This window comes from Arthrobacter sp. efr-133-TYG-120 (assembly GCF_030209785.1).
Lineage (GTDB): Bacteria > Actinomycetota > Actinomycetes > Actinomycetales > Micrococcaceae > Arthrobacter.
On the sequence record NZ_JARVRI010000003.1, the window covers coordinates 111,735 to 129,792 of the forward strand.

The window sequence follows — 18,058 nt, forward strand, 5'->3', positions numbered from 1 at the left end:
GCTGTCTGCATCGCGTCCATCCTTGGCGCTGCTTTGTAGTTCGCTCAGTGCGGACCATGCAGCGTTCGGGTTCCGGGCGCTGGTTTTCGGGGCTCCTGGGGGAGTTTCCGGTGGAACACTGGCAGCAGCAATGAAAGGCGGCACCCTTCCGTGAAGTTCAGAGTCGAGCGGGATGTCCTGGCAGAAGCCGTCACATGGACAGCCCGGTCCTTGTCTCCGCGGCCGCCCGTCCCGGTACTCTCAGGTCTCCTGCTCAAGGCGGAAGCCGGAACAGTGAGCCTCTCGAGCTTCGATTACGAGACCTCCGCCCGTCTCGAGATTCCAGCTGACATCACCACCGAAGGAACCATCCTGGTTTCCGGACGGCTCCTGGCCGATATCTGCCGCAGCCTGCCCTCGGCTCCCGTCGACATCGAAACCGATGGCAGCAAGGTCACCCTCACATGCCGCCGAAGCAGCTTCCATCTCGCCACGATGCCGGAATCCGAATATCCGCCGCTTCCGGCGCTTCCCGCCATCAGCGGAACCCTGCCCGGCGACGCCTTCGCCCAGGCCGTTTCGCAGGTCATCATCGCCGCCAGCAGGGATGACACCCTGCCGATCCTCACCGGTGTCCGGATGGAGATCGAGGATGACATGATCACCCTCCTCGCCACGGACCGGTACCGCCTCGCCATGAGGGAAGTACCGTGGAAGCCCGTCACCCCGGGAATTTCCACGAGTGCCTTGGTGAAATCCAAGACCCTCAACGAGGTAGCCAAGACTCTCGGCGGCAGCGGCGACATCCATCTCGCCCTCGCCGACGACGACAGCCGCCTGATTGGCTTCGAAAGCGGTGGGCGCACCACCACTTCATTGCTCGTTGACGGCGACTACCCCAAGATCCGGTCCTTGTTCCCGGATTCCACGCCGATCCACGCAACGGTCCAAACGCAGGAACTCGTTGAAGCCGTTCGCCGCGTGTCCTTGGTGGCCGAACGGAACACCCCGGTTCGCCTGGCGTTCACGCAGGGCCAGCTGAGTCTGGACGCCGGTACCGGCGAAGATGCGCAGGCCTCCGAGGAACTGGAAGCCCAGCTCAGCGGCGAAGACATCACGGTAGCGTTCAACCCGCACTACCTGGTGGAAGGCCTGAGCGTGATCGAGACCAAGTTCGTGCGCTTCTCCTTCACCACGGCACCGAAGCCGGCCATGATCACCGCCCAGGTTGACGCCGACGGCGATGACAAAGGCGACTACCGCTACCTCGTGATGCCTGTCCGCCTCCCCAACTAGCTCACATTAGTTGTCGTTCTGGGCGCCCAAAACGACAACAAATGCGAGTCAGTCGGGTCAAGACCAAAACCACCAACGCAGGAAAGAGTTCACCCCGTGCACATCGGACTGATCGGCCTTGGAAAAATGGGTTTCAACATGCGCGAACGCATGCGGAAGGGCGGAATCGAGGTCACTGGCTTCGACCGCAATCAGGACATCGCCGACGTCGCGTCCGTTGACGAACTGATCGCTGCCCTTCCGGCGCCGCGCCTGGTCTGGGTCATGGTTCCCTCCGGCGAGATCACCGATGCCGTGATCAGCGAACTCGGCGAGAAGCTTTCCGCCGGGGACATGGTGATCGACGGCGGCAACTCGCGCTTTACTGAAGACCAAAAACACGCCACTTTCCTGGCCTCCAAGGACATCCGCTTCGCCGATTGCGGTGTTTCAGGAGGGGTCTGGGGCTTGCAGAACGGCTACGGACTCATGGCAGGCGGCGCGGATGAAGACATCGAACTCGCCATGCCGGTGTTCGACGCACTCCGTCCCGAAGGCGATCGTGCCGACAGCTTCGTCCACGTCGGCGGCGTTGGAGCAGGCCACTACGCCAAGATGGTCCACAACGGGATCGAATACGGCCTGATGCAGGCCTACGCCGAGGGCTACGAACTGCTCGCCGCCAAGGACATCATCAAAGACCTTCCCGGCACCTTCCGTGCGTGGCAAAAAGGCACCGTTGTCCGTTCTTGGCTACTGGACCTCATGGTCAAAGCCTTGGACGAAGATCCGGGACTGGCCTCCATCGGAGACTACGTCGAGGACTCCGGTGAAGGCCGCTGGACCGTTGAAGAAGCCATTGCCAACGCGATCCCTGCGCCGGCAATCACCGCTGCGCTCTTCGCCCGTTTCTCCTCGCGTGAAGACAACTCCCCGGCCATGAAGATGGTGTCTGCGCTGCGCAACCAATTCGGCGGCCACGCCACCCGTCCGGCCAACTAGGCCCCGGCCCACCAGCAGTACGCGTGTACCTCGAACATCTTTCGCTGACCGATTTCCGCAGCTACGCGCAGGTTGACCTCAAGCTCGGTCCCGGTGTGACGGTCCTGGTGGGGTCCAACGGCATCGGCAAGACGAACCTCATGGAGGCCATCGGATACCTGGCCACCTTGAGTTCGCACCGCGTGAGTACGGATGCGCCCCTCCTGCGCTTCGGCACGGAGCGCGCCTTGATCCGGGCGAAGCTTGTTCGCGGTGAACAATCGACCGTGGTCGAACTCGAGATCAACGCCGGCCGTGCCAACCGCGGCCGGATCAACCGCGGAAATCCTGTGCGCGCCCGCGACATCCTGGGCATTTGCCAGACGGTGCTTTTCGCCCCGGAAGACCTTGCCTTGGTCAAGGGTGATCCGTCCAACCGCAGGCGCTTCATGGACGAACTGCTGGTCAGCCTCATGCCGGTGCACGCGGCCACCCGCAGCGACTACGACCGCGTGCTCAAACAGCGCAACGCTTTGTTGAAATCTGCCCGCACCGGGAAATTCACCTCAGGCCACGAAGCAACGCTCGATGTGTGGGACCAGCACATGGCGCGGGCCGGTGCCGAGCTCCTGCATGCACGGCTGGAACTCGTGGAACTGCTTCGACCCCACCTCAAGAGCGCATACGCCCAGCTGACCGACGGATCGAAGGAAGCGGGCGCGGTCTATCGATCTACCATCCAGGGCGTGTTGGACGACGACGGCGGTCCCGCCGAGGGTCTCGCGGAAGGTTCGGAAGGGGTTGAGGACCTCCGCACATTGTCCGTGGAACAACTCACCGAGCGCTATGTCCAGGCTTTCGCTGCCTCGCGCCGGAAGGAGTTGGAGCGCGGAATCTCCCTGGTCGGACCCCACCGCGACGAACTCGAGCTGGTTCTGGGCCAAGCCCCGGCCAAGGGCTATGCCTCCCATGGCGAAACATGGTCCATGTGCCTCTCCCTGCGCTTGGCCTCCTACTACGTCATGCTCGATGACACCCGAACCGGCGGTTCTGCTCCGATCCTCATCCTCGACGATGTGTTCGCTGAACTGGACGTGCAGCGCAGGCGTAAACTGGCTGCAATAGTGGCCGGTGCCGAACAGGTTCTGGTGACGGCCGCCGTCGACGCCGACATTCCCGAGGAACTGGCGGGGCGGCGCGTGAAGGTTGTGCCCGGAGGCATTGATGGAGAAGGATAGCCCCGGCGGACGCCAGCCGGACAGGGACCCTGACGAGATCGACGCTGCCCAATCAGCGTTGAACCGGATGCGCGAAGCGGCCGCAGCGCGTGGCGAAATCCGCCGCGCTGCCCCGCGGACGGGCGCCGCTCCCAAACGCAAGGGCGTCCGCGACACCCGTGGATTCAGCCAATTCCACGGTAGCGGCCGGGATCCGCTTGGCTTGGGGAAAGTCGTCGGGAGGCTCGTGGCTGAACGCGGCTGGACGTCTCCCGTGGCCGTCGGTTCCGTGATGGCCGAATGGGATGCCTTGGTAGGACCGGAGATCTCCGCGCATTGCACTCCGGAGAGCTTCACCGACACCACGCTCCATGTCCGCTGCGATTCCACGGCGTGGGCAACGCAGCTCAGGCTCCTGAGTACCAGCCTCCTGGACATGTTCCGAAAGGAACTCGGAGACGGAGTGGTGACCTCCATTCAGGTGCTCGCCCCCACTGCACCGAGTTGGCGGAAGGGCGGCCGAAGCGTCAATGGGCGGGGCCCTCGGGATACCTACGGGTAACTTCCCCGGCACCCGTATCGGCGCATTTGCTTGAACGGCGCACAGGGGCGAGAAACCTCCCCGGACCGTACAGCTCCCTAGAGGGTGCTCTTTTGGCGGCTTGCAGATGGGGCCAGCGGCCTCCCAGAGCTACTTTCCTGAGCATAAGGGCCGGGTTTTGCAAGGAACTGCGCCCAGTCACGATAGAATCGGCATAGACAACTGGGCGCCGGTGAACGTTGATTGGCTCTGCTGAACAGCACTTGTATAAGCGGATCCGCCATTGACGAAGTAGCCGGCGTTAGCAGTGACGTCCCTGTTGGCGGCTGCCGTATCCCTGTGGTGTGTCCTGACGGACGTGCTTCCTTGGTGCGGTGACGGCCGGCGACCATCGAACACGGAGGAGTCGAAAGCGCCTGTGGCTAACGACAATGCAGAGACCTTGGCAGTAGATCCCGCGAAGGAGAACGCCCATAAGCCTGACACACCCTCGGGGTCCAAGGAGTACGGTGCGAGCGACATTACCGTTCTTGAAGGTCTCGAAGCGGTGCGTAAGCGCCCGGGTATGTACATCGGATCCACAGGCCCGCGCGGCCTCCACCACTTGGTGTACGAAGTGGTGGACAACTCGGTGGACGAGGCCCTTGCCGGGTACTGCAGCCACATCGAGGTGACTCTGCAGGCCGATGGCGGCGTGAAGGTCGTGGACGATGGCCGCGGCATCCCGGTGGACATGCACCCCACGGAGAAGAAGCCAACCGTCGAAGTTGTCATGACCATCCTGCACGCGGGCGGCAAGTTCGGCGGCAGCGGCTATGCCGTATCCGGTGGCCTTCACGGCGTCGGTATTTCCGTCGTCAATGCGCTTTCGCGCAGGGTAGACACCGAGGTGCGTCGCCAGGGCCACGTTTGGCGGATGAGCTTCGCCGACGGCGGCAAGCCGCAGGGTGGACTCGTCCAGGGCGAAGCAACGGACCAGACCGGAACGTCCCAGACGTTCTACCCGGACGGCACCATCTTCGAGAGCACCGATTTCGATTTCGAAACCCTCCGCGCCCGGTTCCAGCAGATGGCCTTCCTCAACAAGGGCCTGCGCATCACCCTCACGGACGAGCGTCCCGTCGCAGGAGTAGGCGACGACGACCTGGATCTTGACGCAGTGGCGACTGAAGGCGAAGTGGCGGCCGAACACCGCACGGTCGTTTATCAATACGACGACGGCCTGCTCGACTACGTGAAGCATCTCAACTCGAACAAGAAGGTCGACGTCGTCCACGAGGACGTCATCGCCTTCGAAACCGAGGACACTGAGCGGCACATCGCCGTCGAGGTCGCGATGCAGTGGACCACGGCCTATTCCGAGAGCGTCCACACGTACGCCAACACCATCAACACCCACGAGGGCGGCACCCACGAAGAAGGTTTCCGTGCCGCGATGACCTCACTCATCAACCGCTACGCGCGCGAAAAGACCATCATCAAGGAAAAGGACGACAACCTGACCGGTGACGACATCAGGGAGGGCCTCACAGCCGTCATCTCCGTGAAATTGTCGGAACCGCAGTTCGAGGGCCAGACCAAGACCAAACTGGGCAACTCGGAGGTCAAGGGCTTCGTCCAACGGGTGGTCACCGACCAGCTTGGCGACTGGCTGGAACGAAACCCGGGCCCGGCGCGAGACGTCATCCGCAAAGCTGTCCAGGCGGCACAGGCCCGCATGGCCGCCCGCAAAGCCCGCGACAACGCACGTCGCAAGAGCCCGTTGGAATCCTTCGGTATGCCGGGCAAGCTGTCCGACTGCTCCTCAAAGGATCCCGCGCGCTGCGAGGTCTACCTCGTGGAGGGTGACTCCGCCGGCGGTTCGGCCAAGCGCGGACGCAACCCCGAGACCCAGGCCATCCTGCCGTTGCGCGGAAAGATCCTGAACGTCGAGCGCGCCCGCCTGGACAAGGCGCTCGGCAACAATGAAGTCCAGTCCATGATCACGGCCTTCGGCACGGGCATCGGCGAGGACTTCGACATCTCCAAGCTGCGGTACCACAAGATCGTCCTGATGGCCGATGCCGACGTGGACGGCCAGCACATCACGACGCTGCTGATGACGTTGCTGTTCCGCTACATGCGTCCGCTGATCGAGAACGGCTATGTCTATCTGGCCCAGCCGCCGCTGTACCGCATCAAATGGTCGAACGCCCCTCACGACTACGTCTACAGCGACCGTGAACGAGACGCCAAGCTGGTCTCCGGCCAGGCCGCCGGCCGCCGGATCCCGAAGGACAACGGCATCCAGCGCTACAAGGGCCTCGGCGAAATGGACTACACCGAACTCTGGGACACCACCATGGACCCGGACCACCGCACGCTCCTGCAAGTCACCATGGACGATGCCTTGGCGGCGGACCAGACCTTCTCCGTGCTGATGGGCGAGGACGTGGAGTCGCGCCGGAACTTCATTCAGCAGAACGCCAAGGACGTCAGGTTCCTGGATATCTAGAGACTTCAAAAGCCCTAGGAATATTCCAGTACTGACATATACCTGAAACGGAAATCATAAACCATGAGTGAAGAAACACCTGAGGTTCCCGCCGAGTCGGCCGGCATTCCGGAACCCGTACTTGAGGGCGACGTGCTGACTGACCGCGTGGACCAGGTGGACCTGCAGACGGAAATGCAGCGTTCCTACCTGGACTATGCCATGGCCGTGATCGTTGGCCGTGCGCTTCCGGACGTCCGCGACGGCCTGAAGCCTGTCCACCGCCGAGTGCTCTACGCGATGTTCGACGGCGGTTACCGCCCGGACCGCTCGTTCAACAAATGCGCCCGCGTGGTGGGCGAGGTCATGGGCCAATACCACCCGCACGGTGACACCGCGATCTACGATGCCTTGGTCCGCCTCATCCAGGACTGGACGATGCGCTATCCGCTCGCTCTTGGGCAGGGTAACTTCGGCTCCCCGGGCAACGACGGCGCCGCGGCTCCGCGTTACACCGAAACCAAGATGGCCCAGCTGGCCATGGAGATGGTGCGCGACATCGACGAAGAAACCGTCGACTTCCAGGACAACTACGACGGCAAGAACCAGGAACCCACCATCCTGCCGGCGCGTTTCCCGAACCTGCTGGTCAACGGTTCCTCCGGCATCGCCGTCGGCATGGCCACTAACATCCCGCCGCACAACCTCCGCGAAGTTGCCGATGGCGTGCAGTGGTACCTGGCCAACCCGACAGCCAGCCGCGAAGAGCTGCTCGAGGCGTTGCTTGTACGCATCAAGGGCCCGGACTTCCCGACCGGCGCCACTATCCTCGGTCACAAGGGCATCGAGGACGCGTACCGGACTGGCCGCGGCTCCATCACCATGCGCGCGGTGGTAAACGTCGAGGAACTCCAGGGCCGCACATGCCTCGTGGTCACCGAACTTCCGTACCAGGCAAACCCGGACAACCTGGCCATCAAGATCGCCGAACTGGTCAAGGACGGCAAGATCCAGGGCATCGCGGACCTCCGCGACGAGACGTCCGGCCGCACAGGCCAGCGGCTCGTAATCGTGCTCAAGCGCGACGCCGTGGCGAAGGTTGTGCTCAACAACCTCTACAAGCACACCCAGCTTCAGGACAATTTCGGCGCCAACATGCTGGCAATTGTCGACGGCGTACCCCGCACGCTGAGCCTGGACGCCTTCATCCGGCACTGGGTGGCCCACCAGATGAGCGTCATTGTCCGCCGGACCCGCTACCGCCTGCGCAAGGCCGAGGAAGAGGCGCACATCCTGCGCGCCCTGCTCAAGGCGCTGGACATGCTGGATGAGGTCATTGCACTCATCCGGGCCTCCAACACCACGGAGGCTGCCCGCGACGGCCTGATGGGTCTGCTGGAGATCGACGAGCTCCAGGCCCGCGCCATCCTCGACATGCAGCTCCGCCGGCTCGCCGCATTGGAACGGCAGAAGATCCAGGACAGGCACGCCGAGCTTGAAGCCATGATCACGGAATTCAACTCGATCCTGGCCTCCGAACAGCGCCAACGCGACATCATCAGCCAGGAACTGGCCGAGATCGTGGCGAAGCACGGTGATGACCGCCGGACCCACATCCTCATGGGCTTCGACGGCGACATGTCCATGGAAGACCTCATCCCCGAGGAAGAAGTGGTGGTCACCATCACCCGCGGCGGATACGTCAAGCGCACGCGCAGCGACAACTATCGTTCGCAGCAGCGGGGCGGCAAGGGGGTCAAGGGTGCTCAGCTTCGCGGCGACGACGTCGTGGAGCACTTCTTCGTCACAACGACGCACCACTGGTTGCTGTTCTTCACCAACCTAGGCCGCGTGTACCGGGCCAAGGCATACGAGCTTGCCGAGGCCGGCCGCGACGCCAAGGGACAGCACGTGGCAAACCTGTTGGCCTTCCAGCCGGACGAGCACATCGCCCAGGTCCTCGACTTGCGCGACTACGAGCAAGCCCCGTACCTGGTGCTCGCCACCAAGAACGGCCTTGTGAAGAAGACGCGCCTGGAAGACTACGACACCAACCGCACGGCCGGCGTCATCGCCATCAACCTTCGGGATGAGGACGAGCTTGTCTCGGCGCAGCTTGTGTCCGAAACGGACGATCTCCTCCTGGTATCCCGCAAGGGCCAGTCGATCCGCTTCACGGCCACCGACGAGGCATTGCGCCCCATGGGTCGCGCCACCTCGGGTGTGACCGGCATGAAGTTCCGCGAAGACGACGAACTCCTCGCGGCCGACGTGGTCCAGGACGGTTCGTTCGTGTTCGTGGTGACCGAAGGCGGGTACGCCAAGCGCACCGCCGTCGAGGAGTACCGGCTCCAGGGACGTGGCGGCCTGGGCATCAAGGTGGCCAAGCTTCAGGAAGAGCGAGGCGACCTTGTTGGTGCGTTGATCGTCAACGAAGAAGACGAAGTCCTGGTGGTCATGGAGGGTGGAAAGATTGTCCGCTCCGCCGTGGCCGGTGTGCCTGCCAAGGGCCGTGACACGATGGGCGTCATCTTCGCGAAGCCTGACAAGAACGACCGCATCATCGAGGTGGCCCGCAACAGCGAACGCGGCCTCGAGGACTCCGACGACGATCAGGGCGAGGGCACCGACGACGCCTCAAGCGTCAATAGCGTCGAAAATCCCGCCGGAGGAACGCCCGAGGCGGACGATGACGTAACGTTGGCTGCAAACGGCGGCGCCGATCAGGCGACCGCGACGGCCGAATCGGGATCGGCCGCAGGATCCGGTAATGGGTCCGGCGTCGAGCTGAACGAAGACAATACCGGAGGTAACGAGTGAGCAATTCGGACTCATATCCCAAGCCACGCACGGGTGTCCCTGGAGGATTGCGGCAGCCGTCGGCTACTCCACGGGTAGACGCACCGGCCCGTCCCCAGCAGCGCCCTGCGGCATCCGCCTCGGGTGCGGCAGGAACTGGCGCGGAAAGGGTCCCAGGCCAGCGCCCGGCGGTTCCCGGTCAGCGTCCCGCCGTTCCTGGCCAGCGTCCCGCGGGAACCCAGCGCCCGGCGGGTCAGCGTCCTGCCGCGCCCGGCCAGCGCCCCGTGCAGGGCCAGCAGCGGCCCGCCGCCGGGGCCCCCGGACTCGTGAAGCCGGCACCTAAGGCGAAGGTTCGCCGCGCGCGCCTGCTCGTCAGCAAGGTTGATCCGTGGTCTGTCCTGAAGATGGCATTCCTGTTGTCCGTTGCCTTGGGCATTGTGACTGTGATTGCCGCAATCGTGCTTTGGACCGTTCTGGACCTCACCGGCATTTTCAACCAGGTGGACAGCCTTCTCGGCACCCTGGCGGGCTCGGAAAGCGGCGGCTTCGAACTCAAGAAGGTCGCATCCCTCGGCCAGGTTGCCTCCTTCGCAACCATCATTGCCGTGGTGAATGTTGTTCTACTGACTGCGTTGTCCATGCTGAGCGCCGTGCTTTATAACATTGCCGCAACACTCGTGGGCGGCATTGGCGTGACCCTCACCGACGACTGACCCAGTCGGTCGGAAATTGGGGGAAACTGCTGGAAAACAGTGGTGAAAATACCTCGATTTGAGATCGGGCCGGGATGTGCTGTAAAGTCATGTCTCGGCCCGAAGAGGTATCGGGGCGTATAGCTCAGGCGGTTAGAGCGCTTCGCTGATAACGAAGAGGTCCCAGGTTCAAGTCCTGGTACGCCCACGGAACCTGCACAGGTTTTGTTAAAGGTTCAGGAAACTGAACCGGAACGGGGTGCATGTGAAGAAGTTGCTCGTAGTTGCAGCTGCGATCGCAGGCGTCCTGCTCTACAAAAAAGTGCAGGAATCCGAAGCCCAGAAGACAGTCTGGAGCAAGGCAACCGACACGGTTGACTAGCGAAAGGCGCCCCGCCTGGAGATGGCGAAAACCATCGAAGGAACTAGGGTAGTATGGACGGGTTGCTTCTTATGGGGGCATGGCGCAATTGGTAGCGCACCTGCTTTGCAAGCAGGGGGTTCGGGGTTCGAGTCCCCGTGCCTCCACCATAGGAAAGAGTCCCGGTCAGAAGTGACCGGGACTCTTTGCGTTAACCGCCCCACTAAGGTTGAAATGTGAACTTCATTGTTGCTGCTTTGGGTGTGCTCGGCGTCGCGTCATCCGGACCCCTCATCGCCGGAACGCTTGGAGCTACTTCCGTCACGGCACTCGCTATCGCCTTTTGGCGCAACGCGATCGCCGCGGTCGTCATGGCCTCGCCGGTCCTGATCCGCGAGCCGCGCCAGTTCCGCAAGATCACCCGGAACGAGTTCACCTGGTCCGCTGTTGCAGCAGTGGCACTGGCCTTCCACTTCGCGTGCTTCATCACCGCGCTCCAACTCACCTCTGTCGCGGCCGCTACCGCCCTGGTGTGCCTGCAGTCCGCCTGGATCGCCGTTTTCCAGCTCCTCCGCGGCACAAAGCACCGCTGGCCGGTCCTCGTGGGCCTGGGTATCGCGCTGGGCGGCGTAGCCGCCATCACGGGCTTCGATATGGGATCCTCCCCGAAAGCCTTTCTTGGTGACATCCTGGCCCTCGCCGGAGGCGCCCTGGCCGGCCTATATACCTTGGCCGGAGGCAAAGCCCGCCAGAGCATGGGCATTGGAACATATACGACGCTTTGCTACGGGATCTGTGCGGCCATCGTCGCTGTGCTCGCCATCACGGGCGGCCAGCCGCTTGTAGGGTTCGACGCCGGCGGCTGGCTGGGGATCGTGGCCATCACCGTGTGTGCACAACTGGTGGGCCACACCGCCTTCAACCATCTCCTGGCGACCATGAGCCCGCTCCTGGTGTCCATGATCATCCTGCTGGAGATTCCGGGCGCAGCCATTCTCGCTGCCGTCTTCTTGCACGAGACCCTGCCGGCCGGTACCTATGCGGGACTCGCCTTGATCCTGGTTGGACTCGCCGTCGTCGTCGCCGGCCAGCGGAGCGGCAAGGGCGACGCCGAGGGCAAGATCGCCGAACTCGGCACTGACTGAGTGGCTAGAGGCCGCCTCGGCGGACGCCTTGGCCGGCATTGGCCGTGTGGATGGCCCGCAGAAGCTTGGCCGGGAAGTAGACCGAGAAGAAAACCACCATGGGGGCCTTCAAGGCCATCTTCTTGACGTTGTGTGCCTTGTAGGTGCGGTCGAAGCGGGTCACGTAATAGCGGTAGTCGCGCGGTGAATCTTCGAGCCGGCGGGCAGACATGCCAGAGACCATCTGCGGCCAGTACTGCACCCTGAGATCGTGGTCGGCAAGGTGCAGGGAGAGATCGATGTCCTCGTGCATCTCGTCCCTTTCATCCAGGCAGGTTTCGTCCCGGATGGTTTCCCATGCGGAGCGGCGAAGCGCCATGTTGGATCCAAAAAGGAAGTGGTACTGGTGCTTCGCAAGCCGAAGCATGAGCTGGCGCATTTTGTCGTCGGCCTTGAGTCCGAATCGACGCATCGGCATGTCGTAGTAGACCACCGGACCCGTGGCCGCCTGCACCGAGGGATCCGCGAAGGCCTTTTGGACCTGCTCAACCCAGTCGGGTTCAACGACGGAGTCGGCATCGATCCGGCCGAGGATGTCCGACGTGGCTCGATTGAGGCCAAAGTTGCGGGTGGGGATGAGTCCCTGCGCTTTGTACTGGCTCAGCAGCATGATGGGGCTTTCCGGGTATTCCTGCTGCATCTGCGTGACGATCTGGGTGGTGCGGTCCGTGGACTTGTTGTCAACGACGATGATCTCGTCCGCAGGTACTGACTGGTAGATGGCCGCGATCAGGCATTGCCGTATGACGCTTTCCTCGTTGTACGCCGGGATGATGATTGAAACGCTCGGCTTCACGGGGGCGACGGCTGCATTGGTGGCTGCATCTACGAAAGATCTATCGGCTGGCATCCCCATAAATCTAACATCAGGGCGGTGTCACGTGAGGAAGCCTCCGGTGACAAGTGGCCAAACAATTGAAGGGACCCCGGCGAACCGGGATCCCTTCAACGTGGAGCGAATATGGCTATTTGCCTAGGCCTCGTGCTTGCCGGCTTCGTCTGTGGCCGGCTGGTCCTTGGCCGCTTCGTCCTTGTGGAGGCTGGCGGCGATGTTCTTTACCGCGGTCTTGGCGTCGGTTGCCACTTTTGCTGCAGTGTCCGTAGCGTCCTCGACTGCGTGCTTTGCCTTCTCGGCTACGGCTTCGGCTTTATCAGCAACGTTGAGTTTCACGTCGTCAATAGTGTCAGCTACCTTGGTGGCGGCCTCGTTCGCCTTGTCAGCGACCTTCTCGGCTGCTGCCGCGGCGGGCACCGGCGACGGCGTTACCGGGGCCGGGGTCTTCCACGGGTCCTCCACCGGACGGCTGGCCTTCCATGCGGCGACGCCGGCCGCGGCAGCTGCTGCAATGACCGTGAAGATCAGGAGACCGCGCTTTTTGGGCTTCCGGGTCTTGGCCAGTTCTTTCGAGACTGTTTTGGACGCTTCCTCGGCCGCGGCTTTCAGCTGGGCCCCTGTGGCTTGTGCTTGCTCCTGCAGATTGTGAACCACTCCCGAGTCCACCAGTTTCTGGGCGACTGCGTCCACCTGCGCGGGTGCATTCTCGAGGGCCTGGTGCACAACCACGGAGGCTTGCCCGAGCTGCTCCGAAAGCTTGGGCAAGTACTCCTCAACAACTTTGTCCCGCGCGTGGCTGAGCGCCGGGGTGGCTTTGTTAAGGGCTTCCTGGATCTTGGGTGAGGCGTCCTCGACGACGTCGTGGATCTTCGGCGCGAGGTTCGCCAGGCCTTCCTGGAGCTTCGGCGTGACGGTTGCAACGCCGTCGGCGAGGTTGTAGGCAGCCGATTTCAGGCCTTCCTGGAGCTTCGGCGACGCGGTGTCGATTCCGTGCTGGATGCGGGGAACAGCCCAGTTCACAGCTGCTTCGACGCGCGGTGTCGCCCAGTCCTTGGCATTTTCGACACCATTCACAACGGTGTGTTCAAGTTCGCGGGCAATCCGGTCCGATTTCTTCACAACTACCTCCCGATCAACATGCTCGTTTGTTGTTAGCCTACGTCGCTTGTTCGGCACCGGCTATTCATCCAGCGGATTCATGGAAGATTTCACCGAGCGCGGAACCGCCCTCCTGGCCGCCCCGGCGTTGACCCTGCGTGAAACAATGGCGATATGACCATCGCAACCGCAAAAGCAACTTTCCACACGAGCCTCGGTGACATCGTGGTTGACCTCTTCGGCAACCACGCGCCCAAGACGGTAGCCAACTTCGTTGGCCTGGCCACCGGCGAAAAGTCCTGGACGCACCCGGAGACCGGTGAAGACAAGACTGGTACCCCGCTGTACAACGGCACGATTTTCCACCGCATCATCAAAGACTTCATGATCCAGGGCGGCGATCCCCTCGGTCGCGGTATCGGCGGTCCGGGCTACAAGTTCGACGACGAGATCCACCCGGAACTCAACTTCAACGCCCCTTACAAGCTGGCCATGGCCAACGCCGGCATCCAGATGGGCAAGGGCACCAACGGCTCCCAGTTCTTCATCACCACGGTCAACACCGACTGGCTTTTCGGCAAGCACTCCATCTTCGGTGAGGTTGCAGACGAAGAGTCCAAGAAAGTTGTAGACGCCATCGAGGCTGTCCGCACCGGCATGGGCGATCGCCCCGTCGAAGACGTCGTCATCAACAGCATCGACATTGTCCAGCTCTGATCCCCGGAGCCTGAACAGCATATGAGTTACGGAATCCCGGCGGCAGAGCCGTCAGCAGACATTCCGGTGTGCCCCAGGCACCCGGACAGGCCCTCCTATGTGCGGTGCCAGCGTTGCGGGCGTCCCGCATGCCCCGAGTGCCAGCGGGCGGCCGCCGTCGGGTTCCAATGCATTGACTGCGTCAATGAAATGAAGCGTTCGACGCCGGCAGTGCGTTCCGCCTATGGCGGCGCCATTGCGACAGGACGTCCTTTGGCGACGTACATACTTATCGGGCTGTGTGCCCTGGTGTACGTGCTGCAATGGTTGATTCCCGGCGGTGTCGTGGAGAATCAACTCGCTTTTGCGTCCGTCTACGCCGCTCCGCAATACGGGGCCTTCGAACCCTGGCGGATGCTGACCAGCGCTTTTGTCCATTCCCAGGGCTTTGTCCTGCACATCGTGCTCAACATGTACATGCTCTGGATTTTCGGCCAGGTGCTGGAGCCGGTCTTGGGGCGCATCCGCTTCCTGGCCGTCTACCTGTTGTCCGCCATTGGCGGCTCTGTCGGTTTCCTACTTCTGACACCTGTTTTGCCTCCCACTGGAGTGGAAGGTGCGTCCGGCGCCATCTTCGGCCTCTTTGGCGCACTGTTGGTAGTTCAAAGCCGGCGCGGCGGAGACACCCGGCAGCTGTGGATCCTCATTGCCATCAACGGCGTGATTGGCTTCGTTGTCCCCGGCATTGCCTGGCAGGCCCATTTGGGCGGCCTGATCACGGGTGGCCTGTGCGCCGCCGTGATTGCCTTTGCTCCGCGTGGACCCCGCCAGGCGCTGTTGCAGACCGCAGGCATGGCCCTGGTGGCCGGGATTCTGGTCCTCGCTACCGTCCTTCGGGCCACAGCGGGCTAACAGCGCCCTGGCTTTACCCCAGGAGTTCCTCCAAGCGGTCCATCGACTCTTTGATGCCCGCATCCATGCCGCTGGCTACTGCCATGTCCCGAGCTTCCACCGAAGGAAACACGGAGTGCTGCACTACGCGCGTGCGGCCTCCGAGGTCTTCAAACCTGGTGGTATCCAGCGTGACTTGCCCCGGGGCGCCGTCGAACTCAAAGGTCTGGATGATCCGCAATGGCTCCTGGACCTCGTGGAAGACCCCGCGGAAACCGAACTCGTTGCCTTGTTCGTCCACATGCGTGTAGCGGTAGCTGCCGCCCGTGCGCGCGTCGTATGACTCCAGGCGCATTTCCAGGCGACGCGGACCCAGCCATTTGACGACGAGTTCGGGGTCCGTGAAAGCCTGGAACACGCGCGAGGGTGCGGCGTCGAAGTCGCGGCTCGTATCGATGAACGGCGTGCCCGCGGCGACGTCAATGGTTGTTGTGTTGGTGCTCATTGTTCTTCTCCTTTTCGGGACTGTCTTTGTCGGTTGTGCTGGCCAATAGTTCGTCCAGCCGGGCGAAACGTTCCTCGGCCTGAAGACGGTAGTTCTCGATCCACTCAGCCAAGGGACCCAGCGCTGTGGTGTTCAAATGGCAGGGACGGCGCTGCGCTTCCCTGCTCCTTGTGATGAGGCCCGCGCCCTCGAGCACTTGAAGGTGCTTGGAGATGGCTTGGAGGGTGACGGTGAAGGGCTGGGCGATCTCGTTGACGGTGGCATCGCCCAAGGCCAACCGCGCGAGTATCTTGCGGCGGACAGGATCGGCGAGGGCCATGAACGCCCTGTTGAGCTGGTCTTCCGGGTCCAGCACCGCTGCAGCAATCGTGCCCGGCATGCTTCTCCCCTGGTGGGTCGGGCCTGAGGATCGCGGATTTCGGGGTCCTCCGCCGTACTCAAGCAGATGGTTTATCAACTAGTTCATTGAATACCGCCAGCTTAGGACTGCGCTTTCAGGTCCGTCAATACTTTTGGATATGTTTTCCACAGGCCTTATCCACAGTGTGCGTAACTTACAAGCTTGTAGTTCGATGGTGAATGGACACTGTAGGGCGAGATGGCAGGGGCTGCGCTTTTCTCTTGCGATTAACGTCCACACCTGTGGATAACTTTTGCCCACACGCCTGTGGGTATGTGGATAAGAAGTGGGTTATCCGGGGGTGTGTGGACAACCTCAGTGTTCGCAGCCAAAAGAGCGCGGTATCAACAGAGTTATCAACATTGTTAATAACTCACATCGCTGTAGTTCGTTGTCTTTGCTGCCCCTTGAGGCCCGCCGTTCCGGGAGTTTTCCACTATGCAGGCACGGTTTTTCCCCAACTGTGGATAACTTGTGGGTAGCTGCCTGTTGTTAAGTGCGTAACTTCGACTTAAGGTGCCGGCGCGCGGCTAACCCAACTAGCTCGGAGTTGTTGTCGTTATGAGGCTCCAAAACGACAACAACTGCGAGGGCCCACGCCGGGAGGGTTCCCTGGCCGCGGGGCCTTGCGAGGCGAGGGTGGCGGTGGGACTAGCTGGGCCGCACGCCACGTGGTAGCTGACCGGTGTCCGTAAGGGTGTCAGACCGGAACGTGTTCGGTCTGGGACGCAACTGTTTGGGGCCTGCGCGCAGCGTCGCTGATCCGCAACAGCAGGGCGACGATGATCCAGTTGGCGAGGAGGGAGGACCCGCCAGCGGAGAGGAACGGCGTCGTGAGCCCCGTGAGGGGAATAAGGCGGGTGACGCCGCCGATAATGATGAAGCACTGAAGGGCCATGGAGAAGGCCAGCCCGCAGGCAAGGAGCTTCCCGAAAGCATCCCGGATGCCCAGGGCGGCCCGGAACCCTCTCGTGAAAAGGAGCAAATAGAGGAGAACGATCGCGAACAGCCCGATCAGGCCGAGTTCTTCACCAAGGGAAGCGATGATCATGTCGCTGTTCGCGAAAGGCACCAGGTCAGGGCTCCCGAGCCCGAGGCCCTTGCCGATCAGGCCGCCGTCGGCCATCCCGAAGAGGCCCTGGACAATCTGGGCGCTGCCTCCGGGGAATCGGGTGAAGACCTGGGGGTCGAAAGCGTTGATCCACGCGTCAATGCGCAAGCCGACATGGGAAAAAATCTTTGCCGCGGCGTATCCGCCCAAAAGCATGAGCACGACGCCGAGGACCAGCCAGCTGGCCCGGCTTGTGGCAACGTAGATCATCACGATAAATAGGCCGAACAGCAGTATGGACATGCCGAGGTCGTGCTGGAAAACCAGTACGCCCACGCTCGCGGCCCACGCGGTGATCATGGGCCCGGTGTCCTTGATCCTGGGGAACTGCAGGCGCCCGAATTTCCTGCCGGCCAGCAGGATCAAGTCCCGGTTGGAGGACAAGTAGCCCGCGAAGAAGACGGCCAGCGTAATCTTCACGATCTCGCCGGGCTGGAACTGCAGTGAACCGAGGCGTATCCAGACATTCGCGCCGTTGATGTCGCCGGCCGAAATGCCGGGCACGAGGGGAAGGATAAGGAGGGCGGCGCTGACCGCAAGTGCAATGAAGGTGTAGCGGCGCAAAAGCCGGTGGTCCTTCAATAGCCACAAAACGGCGGCCGCGACCAGGACCGAAACGATCGTCCAAGTGAGCTGATTAGCCCCGGCAGTCGTACCGTTTGAGGCATCCAAGCGTCGGATCATGGCGATGCCGAGGCCGTTCAAAGCCACCACAATCGGGAGGATCACGGGATCCGCATACCTTGCCTTGAACCGCAGGACGACGTGGAAGATCCCCGCCAGCGCCGTCAAGGTACCGGCCTGAAGCCAGAATCCAACGTCGAGGGCTTCCTTCTTGTCGACACTGGTCATTGCAAGGGCCCCAATGCCGACGCCAAGTGCCAACACCAGCAGCACCATCTCCACGTTTCGGCGAGGCTTCGCCAGAATCGCTTGCTGGCTCATGGGCATCTTCTTTCGTGGACTCCGGCGGCCGGCGGGTCCGGTTCGTTGGCTCAAGATCGGGTCAGTGGCTCAACA

At 62.4% G+C, this 18,058-nt stretch carries 16 protein-coding genes and 2 tRNA genes; 13 read left to right on the top strand and 5 right to left on the bottom strand.

All coding sequences use genetic code 11. The features are described from left to right. Positions 1–150 precede the first annotated feature (150 nt). The 11 genes from dnaN to QRN51_RS03080 all read left to right on the top strand — a co-directional run bounded on the left by dnaN (position 151) and on the right by QRN51_RS03080 (position 11,463). Positions 151–1,275 (top strand): DNA polymerase III subunit beta, encoded by a 1,125-nt coding sequence (gene dnaN, locus QRN51_RS03030; RefSeq protein ID WP_059388865.1) that lies wholly within the window; start codon positions 151–153, stop codon positions 1,273–1,275. A gap of 96 nt (positions 1,276–1,371) precedes the next feature. After that, a complete protein-coding gene (gene gnd, locus QRN51_RS03035) occupies positions 1,372–2,256 on the top strand; it encodes a phosphogluconate dehydrogenase (NAD(+)-dependent, decarboxylating) (protein ID WP_059388866.1) in 885 nt (294 codons plus the stop codon). Positions 2,257–2,279: 23 nt separating this feature from the next. Beyond that, entirely contained in the window at positions 2,280–3,473 is a 1,194-nt protein-coding gene (gene recF / locus QRN51_RS03040; protein ID WP_284988560.1) for a DNA replication/repair protein RecF, read from the top strand. Continuing rightward, the gene (locus tag QRN51_RS03045; protein ID WP_284988561.1) at positions 3,460–4,014 is read left to right on the top strand and encodes a DciA family protein; all 555 of its coding nucleotides are present in this window, start codon (positions 3,460–3,462) and stop codon (positions 4,012–4,014) included. Before recF ends, QRN51_RS03045 begins: the two co-directional genes overlap by 14 nt. A gap of 397 nt (positions 4,015–4,411) precedes the next feature. Then, positions 4,412–6,487, top strand: coding sequence for a DNA topoisomerase (ATP-hydrolyzing) subunit B (gyrB, locus tag QRN51_RS03050; RefSeq protein ID WP_284988562.1), 2,076 nt, complete (start codon positions 4,412–4,414; stop codon positions 6,485–6,487). Positions 6,488–6,550: 63 nt separating this feature from the next. After that, entirely contained in the window at positions 6,551–9,286 is a 2,736-nt protein-coding gene (gene gyrA / locus QRN51_RS03055; RefSeq protein ID WP_113990660.1) for a DNA gyrase subunit A, read from the top strand. After that, entirely contained in the window at positions 9,283–9,978 is a 696-nt protein-coding gene (locus tag QRN51_RS03060) for a DUF3566 domain-containing protein (protein WP_284988563.1), read from the top strand. Before gyrA ends, QRN51_RS03060 begins: the two co-directional genes overlap by 4 nt. A gap of 113 nt (positions 9,979–10,091) precedes the next feature. Continuing rightward, positions 10,092–10,165 (top strand) — tRNA-Ile (locus QRN51_RS03065). Between the two features lie 57 nt (positions 10,166–10,222). Beyond that, positions 10,223–10,339 (top strand): DLW-39 family protein, encoded by a 117-nt coding sequence (locus QRN51_RS03070; RefSeq protein WP_216363197.1) that lies wholly within the window; start codon positions 10,223–10,225, stop codon positions 10,337–10,339. Between the two features lie 73 nt (positions 10,340–10,412). After that, positions 10,413–10,488, top strand: a tRNA-Ala gene (locus tag QRN51_RS03075). Between the two features lie 66 nt (positions 10,489–10,554). Then, complete coding sequence (locus QRN51_RS03080; protein WP_284988564.1) at positions 10,555–11,463, top strand: DMT family transporter; 909 nt, start codon at positions 10,555–10,557, stop codon at positions 11,461–11,463. Between the two features lie 4 nt (positions 11,464–11,467). Here the strand turns inward: QRN51_RS03080 and QRN51_RS03085 are convergent, their stop codons facing one another. Further along, positions 11,468–12,352: a glycosyltransferase family 2 protein gene (locus tag QRN51_RS03085; RefSeq protein ID WP_284988565.1), complete on the bottom strand. Its 885-nt coding sequence runs from the start codon at positions 12,350–12,352 to the stop codon at positions 11,468–11,470. Between the two features lie 123 nt (positions 12,353–12,475). Then, positions 12,476–13,456 (bottom strand): hypothetical protein, encoded by a 981-nt coding sequence (locus QRN51_RS03090; protein ID WP_284988566.1) that lies wholly within the window; start codon positions 13,454–13,456, stop codon positions 12,476–12,478. Between the two features lie 153 nt (positions 13,457–13,609). Here QRN51_RS03090 and QRN51_RS03095 point away from each other — a divergent pair, with 153 nt between their 5' ends. Together QRN51_RS03095 and QRN51_RS03100 are read left to right on the top strand one after the other, a co-directional pair. After that, the gene (locus tag QRN51_RS03095; RefSeq protein ID WP_059388874.1) at positions 13,610–14,152 is read left to right on the top strand and encodes a peptidylprolyl isomerase; all 543 of its coding nucleotides are present in this window, start codon (positions 13,610–13,612) and stop codon (positions 14,150–14,152) included. Between the two features lie 21 nt (positions 14,153–14,173). Beyond that, a complete protein-coding gene (locus QRN51_RS03100) occupies positions 14,174–15,043 on the top strand; it encodes a rhomboid family intramembrane serine protease (protein ID WP_059388875.1) in 870 nt (289 codons plus the stop codon). 13 nt (positions 15,044–15,056) lie between these two features. Here the strand turns inward: QRN51_RS03100 and QRN51_RS03105 are convergent, their stop codons facing one another. The 3 genes from QRN51_RS03105 to QRN51_RS03115 form a co-directional block, all read right to left on the bottom strand. Next, positions 15,057–15,527, bottom strand: coding sequence for an SRPBCC family protein (locus QRN51_RS03105; RefSeq protein ID WP_284988567.1), 471 nt, complete (start codon positions 15,525–15,527; stop codon positions 15,057–15,059). Beyond that, positions 15,502–15,906 (bottom strand): ArsR/SmtB family transcription factor, encoded by a 405-nt coding sequence (locus QRN51_RS03110; protein WP_059388877.1) that lies wholly within the window; start codon positions 15,904–15,906, stop codon positions 15,502–15,504. Before QRN51_RS03110 ends, QRN51_RS03105 begins: the two co-directional genes overlap by 26 nt. 721 nt (positions 15,907–16,627) lie before the next feature. Then, on the bottom strand, positions 16,628–17,983 hold the full coding sequence (locus tag QRN51_RS03115) for an FtsW/RodA/SpoVE family cell cycle protein (protein ID WP_284988568.1): 1,356 nt from the start codon (positions 17,981–17,983) through the stop codon (positions 16,628–16,630). Between the last annotated feature and the right edge of the window lie 75 nt (positions 17,984–18,058).